Below are 19,518 nucleotides of genomic sequence, written 5' to 3'. Positions count from 1 at the left end.
TTTGTCTCACCAGCGTCCGCCGCCGAAGCTAAAAGTTACGCCGGGACCACCGCCGTAATATCCGTACGGGCCGCCGCCATAATAGCCGTGGTGCCGCGGGTAATAGCCGTAGCTCCGGTAATGGGGGCGATAATGGCCATGGTGGTGATGACGCCAGTGATGATGGTGCCGGTGGCCGTGATAATAGTGCCTATGCTGCGCGCTGATGTCGGTCGATCGGCTGTCCTGCGCGTTCTGCTTCGCGCTCGAATTATCGGCCGCGTTCGCCGCCGATCCGCCGGCAAGCGCCGCAGCACCGATCGCGATCGCGACAAAGAGATACTTCATGTCATCACTCCGGTTGAATGTCGTGTGACAACAGATGAGCATGCAGCGCGTTCCCGCCAGAGCGGGCGTCGAAACGACGCAGCGTGTGACGTCCGGTTCGCGCGAATGATCGCGTGTCGTCGGATTTATTGTCGCAAGGTAGGCGTTGTTGTGCCGCTGCCATCATGCCGCCCGAATGAGGCCACCAGCTCGGACGTCCCTCACGGATGCGGATCGGGAAAGCCGTGGCGCTCGGAGAGCGCGGCGAGGATCGCGTCCTTGTCGGCGATGAAGGCGCGGCCATGATGGCTGCCGGTCTGGTGCGGCGAAGTTGCCCCAATCGCGAGCACAAGCAGCGGCAGCGATTGATTCTCTTCGCCGACCAGCGTGATCACGGCCTGTCGCGGGCGCGGCCACGCAATGCGCGCGACGTCGAGCTGTTCGGCCGCCAGCGGGAAGGAGGCCAGCACGCCCTCGATCAGCGCGCAATGCCAACAGTAGAAGCGCCGGCCCGGAAAGGCCGGGTCCTCGAAATCGGGGCGCAGCAGAAACAGACGATCGCGCATCATGGGTCGCTCCGGAGCATGGCCGCGATCATACACGCTGACGCCAACAGAGGATGCTACTTGAACGGATCCTGGATCGACGGCGCCGATTGCCGGATGCGGCGCACGCTGACCGGCGTGCCGTCGGAGACGAACAAGAGCTCGTAGCGCCGGCCTTCGCTGTCGGTGGCGGAGCAGGTGACGTCGTTCACCTTCCTGGCGGCGAAATTGCCGGTCTGGCGGCAGATTCCGGTGGAGGTCTGCTCGGACGGCACCGGCAGGCCGTCGACCTTGGGACGGTCCTTGGAGTTGAGCAGCATGCGGTCGATCGGCAGCTCGTAGGAATTGTCGTCGGCGCGTTTGCCGTTCTCGCCCGAGAACGACACCACGTGATTTGCGTCGGTGGGATCGTCGACCGCGACCGCGAAATTGACCCGGCCCTTGTCGCCATGGGCGTAGGCGATCGTCTTGCAGGCATAGGTGCGCCCGGCGACTTTGAGCGTCTTGCACTTGCCCGACATCAGCGCCAGCAGGTCAATGAAGGCGTTCTGCTGCTCAAGCGGATTTTTGACAGGAATGGGAGCAGAAGACTCGGCAAAGCAAGGGCTTGCTAGGGCAATGAGGGCGGCACCGAGGACCGGCCGGCGGAGGCGCATCGGAAGGCTCATATGCCAGAGAACCAGGGAAAAGCTCCGTCCGATAACCATCGAACCGCAAATTGGCTGCGATCCCGTGTGCCTTGCCCGACCCATCTGGAATACCACCGCGTCACCCCGACGGCGATTCGTCGAAATCGCCCAGCCTGTCCCAGCCGGCACTTGCCGTCAGGCTAGTGTTTTTTTGGTGGCAGAGCTAGCCCATCGCCGCCTGCCAACGCCTGTCGCGCAAGGATGGCCGGCGGTGCAGGCGGGCGTCGAGCAGGGCGCGGGCGCGGGAGAGTTCACCGCTGCGCATCAGCGCGACGAGGTAGGTGTCCTCGATCAATTCGCGCTGGGCGTGGCTGCCGCCGATGCGCACGACGTCAGCCAGCACCGGCCCGAGCGTTTGCGCGCACGCCGTGTAATCCTCATCCGCAAAGGCCAGAAGCGCGCGGCAGATCGCGGGCACCACCGGGCCGGCCGGCAGCTTGCCGTCCGCGAGCCGCTGTTCGATCGCCGCAAGGCGCGCGGCAAGCGCCTCGTGATTCTGCGTTGCGGCGGCGAACAGTGCCATGTGGACGTCGGCGAAAGGCAGGCTCGACTTCGGAAACAGCTCTTGCGCGGTGGCATCGGCATCGAGCCAGAGCGCCTTCGGTACGGTGTGGCCGTAGGTCGAGAGGCGCCACAACAGCGATGCGGCGTCCGTGATGACGTTGAGCGGCGGCGCCTGCGTGACCGACGGCTGAAGCACGTCGGCATAGATCGACAGCGCCCGGGCTGCATCGCCGTGCTCCAGCGCGCCGAGGGCCTGGTGCCAGCGGATGTGACCGTGCAAAATTCCGGCGCGGTCGTAACACGGGATCCAATCGTCAACGAGACGATCGGCCGCCTCGATCGAGCCGTCCTCGAACATCGCATGCAGCACGGCATGCGCGGCATGGGCGTTCGCCCGGCGCAGTTCGAAGCCGCGCTCGGTAACGTCGCGGCCGCGGGGGACGTCGCCGTTCTCCGTCATCGCCCAGCCATACATGGTGAGAAACCACCAATCCTCGCCATAGTGCTGCGCGACGCGCTCGCAGAGCTCATGCCGGGCGCGGTCATGATCGGCCATGCCGGAGAAGGCGAACAGACCGAAGGCGCCGAGCGGCAGCGACAGCACCAATGCATCGCGCGGCCATGTCTCGACGTGCTTGCGCATCGCGGCGATCGCCTCGGGCAGCCGTCCCGCGATCGCCAACGCCAGTGTCTCGACATGGGAGCGCTCGCGTTCGGTGCCGCGTTTGGCGACGAGCTCGCGCGCGATCGCCGCCTTGCCGCGCGCGAGATCGCCCTGCTGGTAGAACGCGTGCACGCGGGCGCGGGCGATATGGGCCAGCGCGAAATCCGGGTCAGTCGCAATCGCGCGGTCCAGCGCCTCTGCCGTGCCGGTCCACCCCGAGAGCATGAGGTCGACGCCCTCGCGATAGGCGGAGGCTGCCGCATCGGATGTGGTGGAGAGCGGCAGGCCGTAGCGGTCTTCGTGAGCCATGGTCGTCTCCACAGTTCAAGCCGTCCGCGCCCGGCGTCCTTCGATCGGATAGGCGGGATCGTTGTAGCCTGGCGTCGAGGGATGGCCCGGCACGACCAGCCGGTCGATCAGTGCCTCGTCCTCTGCGGTGAAGCGATAGTCGAGCGCGCGGATGTAGTCGTTCCACTGTTCTTCCGTGCGGGGGCCGGCGATGATGGAGGTCACGAAAGCGGAGTTCAGCACCCAGGCGACCGCGAACTGGCCGGCGGTGATGCCCTTGTTCTCCGCGTGATGCTTGATCTCTTGGGCGAGCTGGAGCGATTCCGGCCGCCACTCGGTCTGCATCATGCGGGTGTCGCTGCGGCCCGCGCGCGTCTCCTTGTCCGGGGGCGCATCGGGCTTGTATTTGCCGGTGAGTACGCCGCGCGCCAAGGGACTGTAGGGCACGATGCCGAGACCGTAATAGGCGCAGGCCGGAAAATGCTCGACCTCCGGCATGCGGTTCATCGCGTTGTAATAGGGCTGACTCACCGCGGGCCGGTCGATGCCGAGCCGGTCGCAGATGTTGCAGATCTCGGCGACGCGCCAGGCGCGGTAGTTCGACACGCCGAAATAGCGCACCTTGCCCGCGCGGATCAGGTCGCCCATCGCGCGCACCGTCTCCTCCAGCGGCGTCGCATGGTCTTCCTTGTGCAAATAGTAGATGTCGATGTGGTCGGTGCCGAGCCGCGCCAAGCTCTCGTCCGCTGCCTGCAACACCCAGCGCCGCGACAGCCCGCCGCGATTGGGATCGTCTCCCATATCATGGTTCATGCGATTGGCGAGTTTTGTGGCGAGCACCCAGGCGTGACGATTGTGGGCAATCGCGCGTCCGACGACCTGTTCGGATGCGCCCTTCGCATAGGCATCTGCGGTGTCGATGAAATTGATCCCGGCATCGAATGCCTTCGCGATGATCTGCTTGGACGCGGCTTCATCCGTCGGCCCGCCGAACATCATGGTGCCCAGACAAATCGGCGACACTTTCAGGCCGCTGCGGCCGAGCTGGCGGTATTGCATGAGCTGTCCTCGATATTGGTGGAGGGCAGCATAGCCAGCAACGCCGGTCATTGCGAGTGCAGCGAAGCAATCCAGAGATGTGTCTGCGGAGGGATTCTGGATTGCTTCGCTGCGCTCGCAATGACGGTGGGTACGCTTGTGCCTTATATTCAGTGTCATCGCCCGCGAAGGCGGGCGATCCAGTACGCCGAGACAGTTGTGATTGATTGAGAGGCCGCGGCGTGCTGGATTCCCGCCTTCGCGGGGAATGACAGTTGTGGGTGTGGAATTTACCCCGGTCCCGTCAAGAACTTGAACACGCCATTGGCCATCACGATGCAGCGGTCATCCACCGAGACCTCGGTGCTCATGAAGATCAGGCTGCGCGTCGCGCGCACGACGCGCGGGCGGGAGATCAGGATGTCGCCGATCTGGCCGGCCTCGACGAAATGGGTGTCGAGCTGCACCGTCGCCATGAACTCCTTACCGGAGACGTAGCGGGCGGTCATACCACAGGTGCGGTCGGCGAAGGTCATCATCACGCCGCCCTGGACCATGCCGCGGCGGTTGTGGTGCTTGTCTTCGGTGGCGAGTGCGAACTCGTAATGGCCCTCGACCTTGCGCTCCCACAAGGGGCCGATCAGGTGCATGAAGCCGGTGGTCTCGAGAATGGTCCAGCCCTCTGATTTCAGCCTTGCGGCGGCCTTGTTGGTCATGTCGTCGTCCATTCCTGTGCGGACCTTGCGATCTCATTTCATCGAGGCCGGACGTGGTGTAGTCAAGCATCATGAGACCGTTCGACGATGCCACACGACGGAATATCGCCGCCGCCTGCGCGGCCTTCGCGCGCCTGCCTGAGGAAGAAGCGCCGGCGGCATTGAAGCGTGCCGCGGTGGCAGTTGCGCTGATTGCGGCAGGCGAGGGCGATGACACTGCGTTGCTGCTGACGCTGCGCGCATCGCATCTGCGTGCCCATCGCGGCCAATGGGCCTTGCCGGGCGGACGTTGCGATCCCGGCGAAACGTCGGTCGAGGCGGCGCTGCGCGAGCTCGACGAGGAGCTTGGCCTCCGCCTCAACAGCACGGACGTGCTCGGCACGCTCGACGATTATCCGACACGCTCCGGCTATCTGATCACGCCGGTCGTGGTCTGGGCGTCGGATAGCGCCGTGATCAGGCCGAACCCGGACGAGGTCGCGTCCGTCCATCGCGTCGCGCTCGCCACGATCGAGCGCGAGAACGCTTTCGACTTCGTCGCGATCCCCGAAAGCGGGCGACGCGTGATTCGCTTCCATCATCAGGCGAGCCTGATCCACGCACCGACGGCGGCGCTGATCTACCAGTTCCGCGAGGTGCTGGCGGGTCGGCACACACGCGTGACTGAGCTGGAACAGCCAGTGTTCGCCTGGAAATGACGATGGTAAACGGCACGTTAACGTGACGGTTACCGGATGCCTGCTAAGAGGGGCAGCATGCATCACCCACCGATTCGACGCGCCCTGACGCTGGTTCCATTCGCGCTCGTGCTGCTCGCGCCCGCCGCGCGCGGCGGCGACGCGCTTCCGCCCGCCGTCAGCAATGCCAACGCTCAGCTCCTGTCGCAGTTTTTTGCGCAGGGTGGGGCCTCGCCGGCTGTGCTCGAATATCGCCGCAAGCTCGCGGAATATCAGGCGGCGCGGGCCGCCTTCGACGCCCAAGCGGGCGCCTATTGGAGCCAGATTTCGGAGAAGCGCCGCACCCGCAACGCCAAGCGGCGCAGCGGACAACAGATCACGCTCGACGATTACGTGCTGGAGCATCCGCCGCTCTACAACGGGCCGAAGCGGCCGGTGAACCCGGAGCCGGAGGAAACGCCGGAGCGCCCGCCACGAAAGCCCATTCCGGTGGTCGCTGATTTCCTGCGCGCAGCGCAGGAGCTCTACCAGTTCACGCCGCAGCGCCCGACCAACGAGGTCGAGTTCAAGCGAGCCTATGCGCGCTACGCGCTCGCCTCGGGGCTGACGCGGGAGCAGGCCGTGCGGGTCTATTCGTTCGAGACCGGCGGCACCGGCAGTTACGACGTGCAGGCGGGAATCGAGCATGGTGGCAAGCGCGCGATCTCGACCGCGATGGGCTACAACCAATTGCTCACCACCAACAGCGTCGAGCTCTTGGCCGAGCAGGGCCATGAATTCATCCGTGCGCTTTCGGAGAAGGTGGCGCGCAGCTCGGGGCCGGCGCGCCAGGCGCTCGAGCACAAGCTCGCGGTACTGAAGAAAATGGTGGCGCATGCGAAGTCGGTGCCCGACACCTGGTCCGAGCACGAGAAGATCGGCAACACCGCCCAGGGCTGGGCCATGCATGCCATGGTGCTCGACGTCGATGTCGGCCCGATGCTCCAGACCCACAAGCTCCTGACCTCGGTGCTGTTCGCGCGGGCCAAGGGCTACACCCGGCCGCTCACCGCGGCCGAGCTCGAGATGATGAACCTCACCGGCGACGGCACCGGCCTCGACATGGTGACGATGCCGCAGGCGCTGCGCGAACAGGTGCCGACCTCGAACTTCTTCCAGCGCGGCGGCTACGAGCGCAACCCGGTCGCGATCCGCCACAACACGGTGGCGAAGTTGCTGGCGGTGACGGATGAGCGCATGGACTCGAACAGCAGCAAAGCCGGCGCAACGGAGCTGGCGGGGGCGTTTTAGTTAGCGCTGTCGTAGGTTAGGCAAGCGAAGCGTACCCACCATTCTCGACCGGAATGCGCTGACCAATGGTGGGCACGGCGCTAAGGCGCCTTTGCCCACCTACGGCAGCTACATCCTCCGCTGTCATGCCCCGGCTTGACCGGGGCATCCAGAATGCCGCGGCCCCCCTCGATTCAATTACAACGGCCTCTGGAATACTGGATCGTCCGCCTTCGCGGACGATGACGCCGAGCGTGTGGCGCCGCTATCGCCGCGAGGTCAAACCCTACTGATCCGGCCCGAACTTGAACTTGCCGTCGCCTTCGAGATATGGGCCGGTGCGCATGTAGAGCTGGCCGTTGTGGCCGATGAAGAACAGCGTCCCCTTCGGCACTTTCTTGGCGCCCTTCAGCAGCTCGCCGGCATTGCTGGTGCCCATCTTGTAGGAATAGGTCTTGCCCTCCTTGTCGTAGGCGTAGCCCGTGTCGGGCTTGAGCTCCCACGGCGTTGCCGCGGTCTGCGCCAGTGCGGGCGCGGCAACGGCGCCGAGCGCGACTGCGATTGCAAATGACTTGGTTGAAAATCCCGTCATTCCCATCCTCCCACCGTCGGGACATTCCGGGTTTGAACAAATCACGAACGGTATTTCCGGGTCAATTCGCGAAAGCGCCGCAGCGCATCACGTCTCGCCCAGCGGTTTGTGATTTTCCCTTCGTCCCCTCGCGACTATGTTCCGCTTTCCGTCTAGAACGCAACTCGACAAATTATGGGTGGGGATGATTCGGATGCGCCATGTGATTAAACTCTGCTGGGCTGCTGCATTGTCACTGACGGCGCTGGCACCGGCCGCCCGGGCCGATGATTACCAGCTCAGCCACAACCAGCGCATTTCGTGCAGCCGCGGCCTTGCCCCCGGCAAGCTGAACACCGCGACCTGCAAGTCTTACACCTATCTGTTCAACACCAAGACCTCGGAATATTTCCGCTGCCAGGTCTCGCTGGCGCTGACCCGCGACAACAAGGAAGTCATCAACGTCCAGACCGACGGCGGCTGCACCAGGAAGCCGCGCATCTTCGAGACCGACGGCAAATACGATTTCGACGCCACCGAGACCGAGCCGCCGAACACCAACTCGTTCTTCGGCCCCGGCGGCTATTCGGTCTGGGCCGCCGATGCCAGCGCGCAAAAGGTGCGCGGCTGCATCATCATCTCCTCCGGCCTCGGCTCCGATATCTCCAAGTGCCTGGACATGACGTTCCAGTGAGGGTGCGCTCCCTCCTGCTTGCGGGGGAGTATTGGGGAGAGGGGCATTCGCGGTGGGGGCAATCCCGCTAGAGGAGCGAGCCTCGCGACTTCTCCGCGAGCGGAGAGGTGAGCGCTGCGCCACCTCGCCGCACCCGCCGGGTTCCCCCAAAAAATCGAGCCGGAACGGCCGTTTACCGCAGTCCTGTTTTGCCTTTTGGATGGGTTGACCCGCCCCCTTCATCCGGCCAATTTCGCCGCCGGTTTGGGGAGTACAACAACCATGAAACGGACGTTCTTCGGCGTGGCCGCGGCTCTTGCTCTGGCGGCGTCGGCACCTTGCGCTCAGGCGCAATCCTTCATCAATGTGCTGACCGGCGGCACCTCCGGCGTCTACTATCCGCTCGGGGTCGCGATCGGAAAGATCTACGGCGACAAGATTCCGAATGTGAAGACGCAGGTGCAGGCCACCAAAGCGTCGGTCGAGAACCTCATCCTGCTGCAGCAGGGCCGCGGCGAGCTCGCCTTCACGCTGGGTGACTCGCTCAAAGCCGCCTGGAACGGCGAGGAGGAGGCGGGCTTCAAGACTAAGCTCGACAAGCTCAGGACCATTGGCGCGATCTATCCGAACTACATCCAGATCGTTGCGACCACTGAGTCCGGCATCAAGACACTCGCCGACCTCAAGGGCAAGAGCCTCTCGGTCGGCGCGCCCAAGTCCGGCACCGAGCTCAATTCCCGCGCGATCCTCGCCGCCGCCGGCATGAGCTACAAGGATCTCGGCAAGGTCGAATATCTGCCCTTCGCCGAATCCGTCGATCTCATGAAGAACCGCCAGCTCGCTGCGACGCTGCAATCGGCCGGCCTCGGCGTCGCCTCGCTGAAGGACCTGTCGACCTCAAGCCCGATCACGGTGGTGTCGGTGCCGAAGGAGACCGTCGACAAGATCGGCCCGCCCTTCATCTCCGCGATCATTCCGGCCAACACCTATACCGGGCAGGACAAGGACGTGCCGACGGCTGCCGTCGTGAACTACCTCGTGACCAGTTCGGCGGTGTCGGACGATCTCGCCTATCAGATGACCAAACTGGTCTACGAGTCGCTGCCCGAGCTCGCCAACGCGCATGCAGCCGGCAAGGAGATCAAGCTCGAGACGGCCGCCAGCGGCAGCCCGGTTCCGCTGCATCCCGGCGCGATCCGCTACTACAAGGAAAAGGGGCTGATCAAGTAATACAGGTGTCATGGCCGGGCTTGACCCGGCCATCCATCCACCAGGACTCATCTTTCGATGGATGCCCGGGGCAAGCCCGGGCATGACGATTTCAGGGCGCGGGGACATATCGATGTTGCAGGCAGAGGGCACCGAAGCTGCGCCCATCAAGGTCGAGTTCGACAATTTCGAGCACGGCTTTCCGGAAGGCTTTGGTCCGGGCTGGTGGGGCCATCTCGCCTACTGGATCGGGATCGCGTTTGCCACCTTCCAGCTCTATGTCGCCGCCTTCAACTATCTGCCGAGCCAGGTGGTGCGCGGCGTCCATGTCGGCTTCCTCGTGCTGCTTACCTTCGGCCTGATCGGCAATTTCACCGCGAAGAGCAATTTCGGCCGTGCGCTCGGTTGGGTGATCGGCGGCGCCGGCTTCTTCTGCGGGCTCTATCAATGGATCTTCTATGCTGACCTGATCGCCCGTGACAGCGATCCGACGCGGCTTGATCTCGTCGTTGGCACGCTGCTGGCCGTGCTGATCTTCGAGGGCACGCGGCGGCTGATGGGCGCGGCGCTGCCGCTGATGTGCGGCGCCTGTCTCGTCTACTGGTTCTTCGGCCAATATCTGCCGTCGCCGCTCAACCATCGCGGCTATGATTTCGACCAGATCGTCACGCATCTGTCGTTCGGCACGGAAGGCTTTTACGGCGTGCCGATCTACGTCTCGGCGACCTACATCTTTCTGTTCATCCTGTTCGGCTCCTTCCTGGAGCGCGCCGGCATGATCCAGCTCTTCACCGACGTCTCGCTCGGCCTGTTCGGCCGCACCCGCGGCGGACCTGCCAAGGTCGCTGTGTTCGCCTCGGGCATGATGGGCACGATCTCCGGCTCCGGCGTTGCCAACGTCGTTACGGTTGGCCAGTTCACGATCCCCTTGATGATCAGGTTCGGCTACCGCCGCGCGTTCGCGGCGGGCGTCGAGGCGACGGCCTCGATGGGCGGACAGATCATGCCGCCAGTGATGGGTGCGGTTGCCTTCATCATGGCCGAGACGCTCGGCGTGCAATATTCGGAGATCGTGAAGGCGGCGGCAATCCCTGCGATCCTCTATTTCGCCTCAGCGTTCTGGATGGTGCATCTGGAAGCCGGCAAGCACGGGCTCGTCGGCATGAAGCGCTCGGAGATCCCGAGCGCCTGGAAGGCGCTGGTGACGCGCTGGTATCTCGTGTTGCCGCTCGCCGCCCTCGTCTACATGCTGTTCGAAGGCTTTACGCCGCTCTATGCCGGCAGCATGGGCCTTGCGCTGACGGTGGCGCTGATCCTGGGGACCAGCATCACGGCCGGCGTGTCCGCGACGGTCATTCGCTACATCTTCTGGATCGGCCTCGCGCTGGTCGTCGCCGCGCTGTCGCGCGACGGCCTCCAGATCGTGCCGGTTGCTTGCGTCGTGGTCGGGCTCATCGTGATCGCGGCGTTCGTGCGCGGCGGCTTTGCGGCGTTGCGCGCCTGCCGCGATTCCTTGGCCGAGAGCGCCAAATCCGCCATCACCGTCGGCATGGCCTGCGCTATCGTCGGCGTCATCATCGGCATGATGTCGCAGACCGGTGTCGGCACCATCTTCGGCGGCTGGGTGATTGGCCTCGGCGAGAAGAGCCTGTTCTTGGCGTTGATCATGACCATGCTGCTGTCGATTCTGCTCGGCACCGGCATCCCGACCATCCCGACCTACATCATCACCGCCGCGCTCGCCGCGCCGGCGCTCGCCAAGCTCGGCGTTCCCCTGATCGCGAGCCACATGTTCGCGTTCTATTACGGCATCATGGCCGACCTCTCGCCGCCGGTGGCGCTCGCCGCACTCGCGGCGGCGCCGATCGCGAAGGAGAACCCGGACAAGATCGGCTGGGAGGCGATGCGCATCGCGCTCGCCGGTTACGTCATCCCCTTCATCTTCGTCTATTCGCCTGCGCTGATGCTGCAGGCCGGCGATCCCATGGCGGCCAAGCTCGGCTTCTACGGCGCGGTGGCACTCGCGAGCTTCAAGGCGCTGGTGGCGATCGCGCTGTTCGGCATGGTCGCGATCGGCTTCCTGTTCACGCGGCTGACGCTGGTCGAGCGGCTGGTCGCGCTCGGCGCCGCGTTCTGCCTGCTCGGTGAATTCCCGTTCAGCGACACGGCCGGCTTCGTGCTCTCCGCGGCGCTCGTGCTGTGGCAATGGCGCCGGCGTCCGCCGGCGGCGGTCGAGGCGGTGTGAGCCTCTGCTTGGCAACGGCAGGCGGCGTCAAGGCGCTGGCGCTGTCCGCCTTCACGTTGGCCTGGACGCATTCGATCGCGAAGGTCGAATGGCAGGAAGACTGGCGGGCCACGCCCGCCGGCCTCGAATTGGTGCAGGCCCGCGTCAAGGGCACTGGCCCCGGTATGGAGCCGCCGCCCGAGGCGCGGCTGATCGACGGCTGGTTTCAGTGGCAACCGAACCGCGCGCCGGTGCCGGAGGTCGTGCTGGGTAATTCGGGCACGGCGGGGGAGTGGCGGCTGTGCCATGCTGGAAAGTGCCGGACATTGTCGGAGATTGTCGGCCATCCGATCGGTGCTAACGTCACCAAAATGAGCATCTGCGAACAACAAGAGAAATAAGGGAGATCACAATGGATCGGCTCAACGGCAAGGTTGCCATGGTGGTGGGCGCCGGCTCGATTGGACCCGGCTGGGGCAACGGCAAGGCGACCGCGGTGACCTTTGCGCGCGAGGGCGCGCAGGTGTTTTGCGTCGATCGCAACGGTGCGGCGGCCGAGGAGACCGCGAAGATCATCAATGACGAAGGCGGCAAGGCGATGGCATTCACGGCCGACGTCTCGCGGCCTGCCGAGATCGAGGCGATGGTGGCGGCGTGTCTGAAGGCCCATGGCCGCATCGACGTGCTCGACAACAATGTCGGCATCGCCGAGATGGGCAGCGTGGTCGAGGTGAGCGAGGAGAGCTGGGATCGTGTCTTCAGCGTCAACCTCAAGAGCGCCTATTTCGCCATGAAGCACGTCATTCCCGTGATGGTGAAGCAGGGTGGCGGCTCGATCATCAACATCTCCTCGATCGCCTCGATCCGCCACATGGGCATCTCCTACGTCACCTACGGCGCCTCGAAGGCGGCGATGAACCAGATGACGCGCACCACCGCGATCGAGTTCGCGCGCCATCATGTGCGGGTCAATGCGATCCTGCCGGGCCTGATGAAGACGCCGATGGTCGAGCACTCTGCCGGGCTTGCCGCGAGCTATGCCAAGGGCGACGTCGAGGCGATGTGGCGCGCGCGCGATGCGCAGGTGCCGATGGGCCACATGGGCGATGCCTTCGACGTCGCCAACGCAGCGCTGTTCCTGGCGTCAGACGAGTCGAAATACGTGACGGGGATCGAGCTCGTGGTTGACGGCGGGATCACCTGCAAGGCGGGGGCCTAGGCGCCGCCGTCGTGCCGGATCTGCGCTTCGCTCATCCGGGACGACAGCGGAGGTTAGAGCGACCTACTGTGCCAGCGCCAGAATCCCGGCGGCAAACGCGTGCCAGGCCGCCGTCTCGCTGACCGGCCAGTTCAGCACCTTCACCGCCAGCAGTGCGAGCGTGCCGTAGATGTAGACGGGATGCACGCGCGCCATGGTGCGCCAGTCGCGCACCATGGCGACGACGAGCAGGAGCGAGGCGACGGCGGCCGGCGCGATGGTGACGGGCACCGGCGGCGGGCCCGGTGGTCCTGGAGGCGCGAGGAAGGTGAGGAACCAGCGCGCGATCGCGGCATCCAGAATTGACACCGCCGCGAGCAGCATCAGGCGCTTGTGGACCTCGGGCCTCCGAGCGTTCACAATCGCGAGCACGAATGCCATCGCGAAAAACGCGATCCCGCTCATCGGGACGATCGAGAACGCGATGCCGGCCTCCTCCTGCCCGAGCGTGGCGGAATGCTGCATCACATGCACGGAGGCCAGGAAGCCGAAGATCGTCATCGCGGTCGCGAGCGAGACGCCGGCCATGCCGAGTGCGCGGTGATTGACCACGCGGCCCGAGGCTGCGAGCCAGGTCTGAAGCACGAAATAGAGCGACCAGGTGAAGAACAAGAGACCGTGAAAATGAATCACGGGACTTGCGGAGAATGTCCGGTTGGCAAGCGGCACCCAATAGGTCGGTGCAAAGCCCAAAAACGCGGTGGCCGCGCAAGCGAGCGACATGTGGAGATAGAAATATCGTGCTGGCGACGCATCACGCGCGCGGACACGACGGTCGTCGATCAGGGTCGTCATCTGGAATGAGTCTGGCAAGGCGGGGTTTGGTTCAATCCCACTGTCGTCCCGCACAAGCGCAAGCGCTCGCGCGGAGATCCCGGATCGCGCGCGCTCTGGGCGCGCTTGTCCCGGACGATGAAACTATCCCCCCGCGCTCAATTCGGCGCGATCGAGCTCTTCCTCAAGCTTGTGGAACGCGTCGTCGCCGATCACCTCGGTCGCGCGCAGGTCGAAGATCGATTTGCGCGCGGCTTCGATGGCGCGGCGGCGCAGGGGATCGGCGGGCAGCTCGCCATTGGCGATGCCGCCGTTCGGATCGTTTTCCGCCTGCATCAGGATCGCGCGATATTCGAGCCGCAGGATTTCCGCTTCCTCCGACGGATCGCTCTCGATGGCGTCGAGCGCGGCGCGATAGGCGACCGCGCGTCCGCGCGCGACCTCGATGCCGACAGGATCGTCGTCCTTGAGGCCGAACGCCAGGATCAGCGGCCGCAGCGTCAGGCCCTGGATCACCAGCGAACCCAGCACCACCGCAAAGGCGATGAAGACGATGAAATCCCGATGTGGAAAGTGTTCCGGCAGGGCAAAAGCGGTGGCGAGCGTGACGAGGCCGCGCATGCCGCACCAGGAGATGATGAGGCCGCCCTTGGCAGAGGCGACCTGCTTCGGATCCTTCGGGCGATAGATCCGCTGCGCGATCAGCGCGCGGAGCGTCGTCCGGTAGAACGTCACCCAGAGCAGCCGGACCAGCACCACTGTGAGCAGGATCCAGGCGGCGGCGACGCAATATTCCCAGCGTACGTCGGCATCGAGCCGCGTCCAGATCGGTCGCATCTGCATGCCGATCAGCATGAAGGCGAGCACGTTGAGCACGAACACCATCGTCTCCCACACCGCATAGGAGGGCACCCGTAGCCGCGCCGGCATGCGCAGCCCCGCCCTGCGTGCCATCGTCATGGCATAGACGACGATGGTGAGAATGCCGGAAAGGCCGAGATGCTCGGCGGCGATCCAGACCAGGAAGGTGGTGGCGAACTGCAAGATGATCGCGCTCGGTGCCTCTTTCACCCGTTCAATGAACAGCGGAACAATGCGGCCCGCGAGCAGGCCAGCGATGACGCTGCCAACCAGCGCTAGCGCCATGGTCGGTGCGACCTGGCTCCACGTCAGGTGCTCGGTGGCAACCGCGCCCACCGCGATGCGATAGATCAAGAGCGCAGTCGCGTCGTTGAGCAGGCTCTCGCCCTCCAGGACCTTCACCATGCGGTGGGGCAGCTTCACCTGGCTGAGGATCGCGACCGCAGCCGCGGCATCCGGCGGCGCCACGATGGCGCCGAGCGCGACCGCGGCAGCCCAGGGCATATCGGGCATCAGCCGGTGCGCGACATAGGCCACGGCGGCCGTGGTCAAGCCGACCGCGGCGACGACCAGGGTCGAGACCGGAACCCAATTGCTGCGCAGATCGCGCAGCGAGGTGTCGAACGCGGCATCGAGCAGGACCGGTGCGACAAAAAGCGCCAAAGCCAGGTCCGGCTCCAGCGTCCAGGACGGGCTCGACGGCACGAAAGCGATCAGCGCGCCACCAATGGCGAGGAAGGTCGGGTAGGGGACCTTGATCCGCCGCGCCAGCGCCGATAAGCCGACGGCGCCGAGCAGAAGCACGATGATCCATTCGAATGTCGACACGGTGATTCCCGAAACCGATTTGAGCGGCGCCACAAGCTAGCACCAATCCGGCCGTAATGATGGATAGTGGGGCGACCAGGCAAGATTGAAGGCAAGGCGTTCCGATCGTGACGAACATGCGTTCCTTTCTCATTCAACTGTCGGGCGCCGGGTTGCTCTGCGCGCTCTCGGTCGCCGCGGCCCATGCGGCGACGGGCGGCGAGCCGGTCGCGGTGGCGCAGGTCGATGTCGCGCCATGCCTTGCGGCGGCGGCGGCCGACGATATGGACAAGGCGGTTACGGCCTGCGCGGCCGTGATCGAGCATGAGAAGACCGCGAAGGAAGCCCTGATTAAGGCGCTGGTCGCGCGGGGCGCGCTTTATGCGCGGCACGAGCAGATCGACCGTGCGATCGCGGACGACAGCCGGGCTTTGCAGCTCGATCCCGGTCTCGCCGACATCTTCAACGCGCGCGGTGAGCTCTGGCTGAAGAAGGGGGACAGGCCCAAGGCAGTGCAGGATTTCGGCGCGGCATTGAAGATTGATCCCAACCACGAGAAGGCCAAGGCCAATCACAAGGCAATGGCGCGCGAGCTCGAGCGGATCGGGGCGCAGATAGCGGTCGCCGGCAAGCCAAGCTTCAATTGCGCCCGTGCGCGACGCGCCGTGGAAAGGGCGATCTGCGGCAATCGCGAGCTCGCCGATCTCGACCGGGAGATCTTTGCCGCCAATGAGCGCGTGATCCGCGAGGCGCGCAATGCGGGTGAAGCCAAGACGCTCCAGCGCGCGCAGGATGAATACGTCGCGCGTCGCAATGCCGGATTCGGCCGGCCAGGGTACGACCTGAAGAAGGCGATGCAGGAGCGCCTGCAGCGGCTGAACGGTGTGGATGGATATTGACGGGACCTCCGCCTCTCTCCGCAAGCGGGGCGAGGAGTGCGGGCAGCTCTCCGCACGCCCGATTTGAACCCATCCTTTGCCAGCCGCGACAACGGTGAGAACCCGACGTCACGGAGCCCTATGTCATGTGCGGCACACATTCTTCCGCGCAAATGCCCTGGTTTGCCAAAATTTCGCTGCGCGCCTTCTTCCTCGGCGCGGCAATCAGCCTTGTTGATGGGTGAACGCAAGAAGGCGCTGGCCGATTACGAAACGGCCCTGCGGCTCGACCCGAGTAACGAGAATGCCGCGAGCGGCCGCCGCGCCATGATCGCCGAGATCGCGAAATTCGGATCCGAGCCGCTGCGTGCGATGAATGCGGCTTCCGGCAACGCTGCGTCGTTCGATTGCGCCACGGCGACGCGCGAGGTCGAGAAGGTGATCTGTGCCGATCCGCAACTCGGCGTGCTGGACCGCCAGATCGCTGAGACCTACGAGCGTGTGCTGCGGGCTGCGACAGCGCGTCTCGCGGCCGACCTGCGCAAAAACCAGCGCGATTTCCTCACGACGCGCAACGCGAGCTTCGGCCGCCCCGGCTATGATCTGAAGAAGGTCATGAAGGACCGCCTGCAGCGGCTCGATGCGATGGCAAGCTGAGAAGCGCTGAAGAACCGAAGTCGCACGGCTGGCTCGGTTAGCTCTCCCGCTTGCGGAAGAGGTCGACGCGTCCCCGGCGGTGCGAAGCATCGTCCAGAGCGCGGCGGGTGAGGGCCTTCCCCTCTTGGAGACTTCCTCCATAGGCCTCCCGACGCGGAGGCACCCCAGCCTCCTCGCAGGCGGAAGAGGGAGCGCAGCGCCGATGCGCGCAAGCTCTACGCCTCTCCTCCAAAAGGCCCATCCTTTTCGGCTTGAACCGCGGCCCGTTCCCGGGAAAATACCCGTCAAGCAAGGCCGGCACTTGATCCTGGTCCTGGCGGGACGCTTCTCCTGCCGTCAGGTCAAGACCAGGCCAAAGGGAACGGGAGCGCGGGAATGAACGTCCAGGGCAAGAGTCTCTATCACGAGGTCCATGCGCGCTCGCTGGCCGATCCGGAAGGATTCTGGGCCGAGGCGGCCAAGGAGATCGACTGGATCGAGCCGCCGAAAAGGATCTTCGATGCGACGCAAGGAACCTACGGCCGCTGGTTCACCGGCGGCGTGGTCAACACCTGCTACAATGCGCTCGACCGCCATGTCGAACGCGGCCGCGCCGACCAGGTCGCGCTGATCCATGATTCGCCGCTGACGGCCAGCATCACCAAATTCACCTACGCCGAGCTCTTGAGCGAGGTGCAGGCACTCGCCGCAATCATGCAGGATTTTGGTGTCGCCAAAGGCGATCGCGTCATCCTCTATATGCCGATGGTGCCGGAGGCGGTGACCGCGATGCTCGCGTGCGCGCGCATCGGCGCGGTGCATTCCGTGGTGTTCGGCGGCTTTGCTGCCAAGGAGCTCGCCACGCGCATCGACGATGCGCAGCCAAAGCTCATTCTCTCCGCGAGCTGCGGTATCGAGCCTGGCCGTATTGTGCAGTACAAACCGCTGCTCGACGAGGCGATCAAGCTCGCGAGCGCGAAGCTGAAGGCCTGCATCGTGCTGCAACGTCCGCCGCACACCTGCGACCTGACCCCGGGACGCGACTATGATTGGGCGAGCCTGCGGCGCAAGGCGCTGAACGACGGCAAGAAGGCGCCCTGCATGCCTGTTGCCGCGACCGATCCGCTCTACATCCTCTACACCTCGGGCACGACGGGCATCCCCAAGGGTGTGGTGCGCGACAATGGCGGCCACCTCGTCGCGGTGAAATGGTCGATGTTCAACCTCTATGGCGTCAAGCCGGGCGAGGTCTGGTGGTGCGGCTCGGACATCGGCTGGGTGGTTGGTCACAGCTATATCGTCTACGGCCCGCTGCTGCATGGCGCGACCTCGATCATGTATGAGGGCAAGCCGGTCGGCACGCCCGATGCCGGCGCGTTCTGGCGCGTCATCAGCGAGCACAAGGCGGTCGCCTTCTTCACGGCGCCGACCGCTTTCCGCGCCATCCGCAAGGAGGATCCGGAAGGCAAATTCATCCGGCAATATGATCTCTCGAAATTCCGCACGCTGTTCCTTGCCGGCGAGCGCGCCGATCCGCCGACGGTGGAATGGGCGGAGCAGCAGTTGAAGGTGCCGGTGATCGATCATTGGTGGCAGACCGAGACCGGCTGGTGCATCGCCGGCAATCCGGTCGGCCTCGGCATGCTGCCGGTGAAGCACGGCTCGCCGACGGTGCCGATGCCGGGGTATCAGGTCGAGATCGTCGATGAAGCCGCAAAGCCGGTCGGGCCCAACACCATGGGCTCGATCGTCATCAAGCTGCCGATGCCGCCGGGGTGCCTGCCGACGCTGTGGAATCAGGACGCGCGCTTCAAGGAAGCCTACCTCAGCGAATTCCCCGGCTATTACAAAACCTCGGACGCCGGCTACAAGGACGAGGACTGCTATGTCTTCGTCATGGGCCGTACCGACGACATCATCAACGTCGCCGGCCACCGCCTCTCCACCGGCGGCATGGAGGAGATCCTGGCCTCGCATCCGGACGTGGCCGAATGCGCCGTGCTCGGCGTCAAGGATGCGATCAAGGGCGAGGTGCCCTGCGGCTTCCTAGTGCTGAAAGCCGGCGTGACGCGTGCGCCCGCCGAGATCGAGAAGGAGATCGTCGCGCTGGTGCGCGACAAGCTCGGCCCGGTCGCCGCCTTCAAGCTTGCGATCACCGTCGGCCGCCTGCCCAAGACGCGCTCCGGAAAGATCCTGCGCGGCACCATCAAGAAGATCGCCGACGGCGAAGCCTGGACCATGCCGGCGACGATCGAGGACCCCAAGGTGCTCGACGAGATCGGCGCGGCGCTGAAGGGGCGGATGTGAATTGTGCTCTCCGGTCGTCATGCCCGGGCTTGACCCAGGCATCCATCAATGATCAGGCAATTGCCTTGATTTCGATGGATTGCCGGGTCAAGCCCGGGCATGACGAATGAGACAGGACCGATCAATGTCAGCCAAGCTCGCGCAGTATGGCGCCATCTCCCTGCTCGCCATCGCACTCTCCGCCTGCTCCGCGCGTTACCAGACGCCCGTAGCGGTCGGCGGCGACGATGACGACGCGGTTTGCCAGAGCCGCGGTTATGCGCAGGGCTCGCCGGAATACGTGGCCTGCCGCAAGGACCGTGATGTCCAGCGCAATGCAGCCACCGCGCGTGCCGATCGCCGTCAGCGTGATCTCGGCGAATACATGCTGAACCATCCCGAACGGCCGTGAGTGCCGATCCGAAATTATGGTGCCGCGGCGCTTGCTCGCATTCACGTCTCCCGTGATCCGCCTGCAACGCAGCAGTCGAAATCCTTGTCCGCTCTCTGCTCTGACGCTGACTCGCGCAACAACGCGCTAAAGCGGGATGGGGTTTGGTTGAATCGATTTGGGATTCCCAAATCAGTTCGTTTCTGATTCACCATGCTGGCTGGGCGGGAGGCCAGCATGGATGGGCAAGCCTT

At 64.8% G+C, this 19,518-nt stretch carries 20 protein-coding genes; 11 read left to right on the top strand and 9 right to left on the bottom strand.

Translation table 11 applies throughout. The features are described from left to right. Positions 1-6 precede the first annotated feature (6 nt). From IVA92_RS11715 to IVA92_RS11690, 6 genes are all read right to left on the bottom strand, one after another. Positions 7-327 (bottom strand): hypothetical protein, encoded by a 321-nt coding sequence (locus IVA92_RS11715; protein WP_247281456.1) that lies wholly within the window; start codon positions 325-327, stop codon positions 7-9. 200 nt (positions 328-527) lie between these two features. Next, entirely contained in the window at positions 528-875 is a 348-nt protein-coding gene (locus IVA92_RS11710; protein WP_247281455.1) for a DUF3088 domain-containing protein, read from the bottom strand. A 53-nt stretch (positions 876-928) separates the two neighbouring features. After that, positions 929-1,507 carry a hypothetical protein gene (locus tag IVA92_RS11705; protein ID WP_247281454.1) on the bottom strand — a complete coding sequence of 193 codons (579 nt, stop codon included), beginning with the start codon at positions 1,505-1,507 and terminating at the stop codon, positions 929-931. A gap of 196 nt (positions 1,508-1,703) precedes the next feature. Then, positions 1,704-3,017, bottom strand: a complete 1,314-nt coding sequence (locus IVA92_RS11700; RefSeq protein WP_247281453.1) for a tetratricopeptide repeat protein — start codon at positions 3,015-3,017, stop codon at positions 1,704-1,706. 15 nt (positions 3,018-3,032) lie between these two features. Next, the gene (locus IVA92_RS11695; RefSeq protein ID WP_247281452.1) at positions 3,033-4,055 is read right to left on the bottom strand and encodes an aldo/keto reductase; all 1,023 of its coding nucleotides are present in this window, start codon (positions 4,053-4,055) and stop codon (positions 3,033-3,035) included. 269 nt (positions 4,056-4,324) lie between these two features. Beyond that, entirely contained in the window at positions 4,325-4,750 is a 426-nt protein-coding gene (locus IVA92_RS11690; protein WP_247281451.1) for a PaaI family thioesterase, read from the bottom strand. Between the two features lie 71 nt (positions 4,751-4,821). On the opposite strand from IVA92_RS11690, the gene IVA92_RS11685 reads away from it, so the two are divergent. Both IVA92_RS11685 and IVA92_RS11680 read left to right on the top strand, forming a co-directional pair. Continuing rightward, on the top strand, positions 4,822-5,448 hold the full coding sequence (locus IVA92_RS11685; protein WP_247281450.1) for a CoA pyrophosphatase: 627 nt from the start codon (positions 4,822-4,824) through the stop codon (positions 5,446-5,448). A gap of 57 nt (positions 5,449-5,505) precedes the next feature. Further along, the gene (locus IVA92_RS11680; protein WP_247281449.1) at positions 5,506-6,717 is read left to right on the top strand and encodes a hypothetical protein; all 1,212 of its coding nucleotides are present in this window, start codon (positions 5,506-5,508) and stop codon (positions 6,715-6,717) included. Between the two features lie 265 nt (positions 6,718-6,982). On the opposite strand, the gene IVA92_RS11675 is transcribed toward IVA92_RS11680, so the two are convergent. After that, the gene (locus IVA92_RS11675) at positions 6,983-7,288 is read right to left on the bottom strand and encodes a hypothetical protein (RefSeq protein WP_247281448.1); all 306 of its coding nucleotides are present in this window, start codon (positions 7,286-7,288) and stop codon (positions 6,983-6,985) included. Between the two features lie 193 nt (positions 7,289-7,481). On the opposite strand from IVA92_RS11675, the gene IVA92_RS11670 reads away from it, so the two are divergent. From IVA92_RS11670 to IVA92_RS11650, 5 genes are all read left to right on the top strand, one after another. Continuing rightward, the gene (locus tag IVA92_RS11670) at positions 7,482-7,961 is read left to right on the top strand and encodes a hypothetical protein (RefSeq protein ID WP_247281447.1); all 480 of its coding nucleotides are present in this window, start codon (positions 7,482-7,484) and stop codon (positions 7,959-7,961) included. Positions 7,962-8,222: 261 nt separating this feature from the next. Continuing rightward, positions 8,223-9,170 (top strand): TAXI family TRAP transporter solute-binding subunit, encoded by a 948-nt coding sequence (locus IVA92_RS11665; RefSeq protein ID WP_247281446.1) that lies wholly within the window; start codon positions 8,223-8,225, stop codon positions 9,168-9,170. A gap of 112 nt (positions 9,171-9,282) precedes the next feature. Further along, on the top strand, positions 9,283-11,394 hold the full coding sequence (locus IVA92_RS11660) for a TRAP transporter permease (protein WP_247281445.1): 2,112 nt from the start codon (positions 9,283-9,285) through the stop codon (positions 11,392-11,394). Next, positions 11,355-11,774, top strand: a complete 420-nt coding sequence (locus tag IVA92_RS11655) for a DUF1850 domain-containing protein (protein WP_247281444.1) — start codon at positions 11,355-11,357, stop codon at positions 11,772-11,774. Before IVA92_RS11660 ends, IVA92_RS11655 begins: the two co-directional genes overlap by 40 nt. Before the next feature lie 11 nt (positions 11,775-11,785). Continuing rightward, a complete protein-coding gene (locus tag IVA92_RS11650; RefSeq protein WP_247281443.1) occupies positions 11,786-12,592 on the top strand; it encodes a glucose 1-dehydrogenase in 807 nt (268 codons plus the stop codon). 63 nt (positions 12,593-12,655) lie between these two features. On the opposite strand, the gene IVA92_RS11645 is transcribed toward IVA92_RS11650, so the two are convergent. Next, positions 12,656-13,426, bottom strand: coding sequence for a hypothetical protein (locus IVA92_RS11645; RefSeq protein WP_247281442.1), 771 nt, complete (start codon positions 13,424-13,426; stop codon positions 12,656-12,658). Positions 13,427-13,549: 123 nt separating this feature from the next. Then, the gene (locus IVA92_RS11640) at positions 13,550-15,127 is read right to left on the bottom strand and encodes a sodium:proton antiporter (RefSeq protein WP_247281441.1); all 1,578 of its coding nucleotides are present in this window, start codon (positions 15,125-15,127) and stop codon (positions 13,550-13,552) included. 83 nt (positions 15,128-15,210) lie between these two features. On the opposite strand from IVA92_RS11640, the gene IVA92_RS11635 reads away from it, so the two are divergent. From IVA92_RS11635 to IVA92_RS11620, 4 genes are all read left to right on the top strand, one after another. Next, on the top strand, positions 15,211-15,972 hold the full coding sequence (locus tag IVA92_RS11635; protein WP_247281440.1) for a tetratricopeptide repeat protein: 762 nt from the start codon (positions 15,211-15,213) through the stop codon (positions 15,970-15,972). Between the two features lie 216 nt (positions 15,973-16,188). Continuing rightward, positions 16,189-16,608: a lysozyme inhibitor LprI family protein gene (locus IVA92_RS11630; protein WP_247281439.1), complete on the top strand. Its 420-nt coding sequence runs from the start codon at positions 16,189-16,191 to the stop codon at positions 16,606-16,608. 375 nt (positions 16,609-16,983) lie between these two features. Continuing rightward, a complete protein-coding gene (locus IVA92_RS11625; RefSeq protein ID WP_247281438.1) occupies positions 16,984-18,894 on the top strand; it encodes a propionyl-CoA synthetase in 1,911 nt (636 codons plus the stop codon). A 124-nt stretch (positions 18,895-19,018) separates the two neighbouring features. Further along, complete coding sequence (locus tag IVA92_RS11620) at positions 19,019-19,285, top strand: hypothetical protein (protein WP_211411683.1); 267 nt, start codon at positions 19,019-19,021, stop codon at positions 19,283-19,285. Positions 19,286-19,518: the final 233 nt, after the last annotated feature.

The sequence above is a fragment of the Bradyrhizobium sp. 154 genome, from assembly GCF_023073875.1.
Classification (GTDB): domain Bacteria; phylum Pseudomonadota; class Alphaproteobacteria; order Rhizobiales; family Xanthobacteraceae; genus Bradyrhizobium.
This window is presented reverse-complemented; position numbering and strand designations above follow the sequence as displayed.

Excerpts from the sequence above, each read along its gene's own strand:
- IVA92_RS11715 (WP_247281456.1), bottom strand. The coding sequence starts at position 327 with ATGAAGTATCTCTTTGTCGCGATCGCGATCGGTGCTGCGGCGCTTGCC.
- IVA92_RS11710 (WP_247281455.1), bottom strand. The coding sequence starts at position 875 with ATGATGCGCGATCGTCTGTTTCTGCTGCGCCCCGATTTCGAGGACCCG.
- IVA92_RS11705 (WP_247281454.1), bottom strand. The coding sequence starts at position 1,507 with ATGCGCCTCCGCCGGCCGGTCCTCGGTGCCGCCCTCATTGCCCTAGCA.
- IVA92_RS11700 (WP_247281453.1), bottom strand. The coding sequence starts at position 3,017 with ATGGCTCACGAAGACCGCTACGGCCTGCCGCTCTCCACCACATCCGAT.
- IVA92_RS11695 (WP_247281452.1), bottom strand. The coding sequence starts at position 4,055 with ATGCAATACCGCCAGCTCGGCCGCAGCGGCCTGAAAGTGTCGCCGATT.
- IVA92_RS11690 (WP_247281451.1), bottom strand. The coding sequence starts at position 4,750 with ATGACCAACAAGGCCGCCGCAAGGCTGAAATCAGAGGGCTGGACCATT.
- IVA92_RS11685 (WP_247281450.1), top strand. The coding sequence starts at position 4,822 with ATGAGACCGTTCGACGATGCCACACGACGGAATATCGCCGCCGCCTGC.
- IVA92_RS11680 (WP_247281449.1), top strand. The coding sequence starts at position 5,506 with ATGCATCACCCACCGATTCGACGCGCCCTGACGCTGGTTCCATTCGCG.
- IVA92_RS11675 (WP_247281448.1), bottom strand. The coding sequence starts at position 7,288 with ATGACGGGATTTTCAACCAAGTCATTTGCAATCGCAGTCGCGCTCGGC.
- IVA92_RS11670 (WP_247281447.1), top strand. The coding sequence starts at position 7,482 with ATGCGCCATGTGATTAAACTCTGCTGGGCTGCTGCATTGTCACTGACG.
- IVA92_RS11665 (WP_247281446.1), top strand. The coding sequence starts at position 8,223 with ATGAAACGGACGTTCTTCGGCGTGGCCGCGGCTCTTGCTCTGGCGGCG.
- IVA92_RS11660 (WP_247281445.1), top strand. The coding sequence starts at position 9,283 with ATGTTGCAGGCAGAGGGCACCGAAGCTGCGCCCATCAAGGTCGAGTTC.
- IVA92_RS11655 (WP_247281444.1), top strand. The coding sequence starts at position 11,355 with ATGGCGCCGGCGTCCGCCGGCGGCGGTCGAGGCGGTGTGAGCCTCTGC.
- IVA92_RS11650 (WP_247281443.1), top strand. The coding sequence starts at position 11,786 with ATGGATCGGCTCAACGGCAAGGTTGCCATGGTGGTGGGCGCCGGCTCG.
- IVA92_RS11645 (WP_247281442.1), bottom strand. The coding sequence starts at position 13,426 with ATGACGACCCTGATCGACGACCGTCGTGTCCGCGCGCGTGATGCGTCG.
- IVA92_RS11635 (WP_247281440.1), top strand. The coding sequence starts at position 15,211 with ATGCGTTCCTTTCTCATTCAACTGTCGGGCGCCGGGTTGCTCTGCGCG.
- IVA92_RS11630 (WP_247281439.1), top strand. The coding sequence starts at position 16,189 with ATGGGTGAACGCAAGAAGGCGCTGGCCGATTACGAAACGGCCCTGCGG.
- IVA92_RS11625 (WP_247281438.1), top strand. The coding sequence starts at position 16,984 with ATGAACGTCCAGGGCAAGAGTCTCTATCACGAGGTCCATGCGCGCTCG.
- IVA92_RS11620 (WP_211411683.1), top strand. The coding sequence starts at position 19,019 with ATGTCAGCCAAGCTCGCGCAGTATGGCGCCATCTCCCTGCTCGCCATC.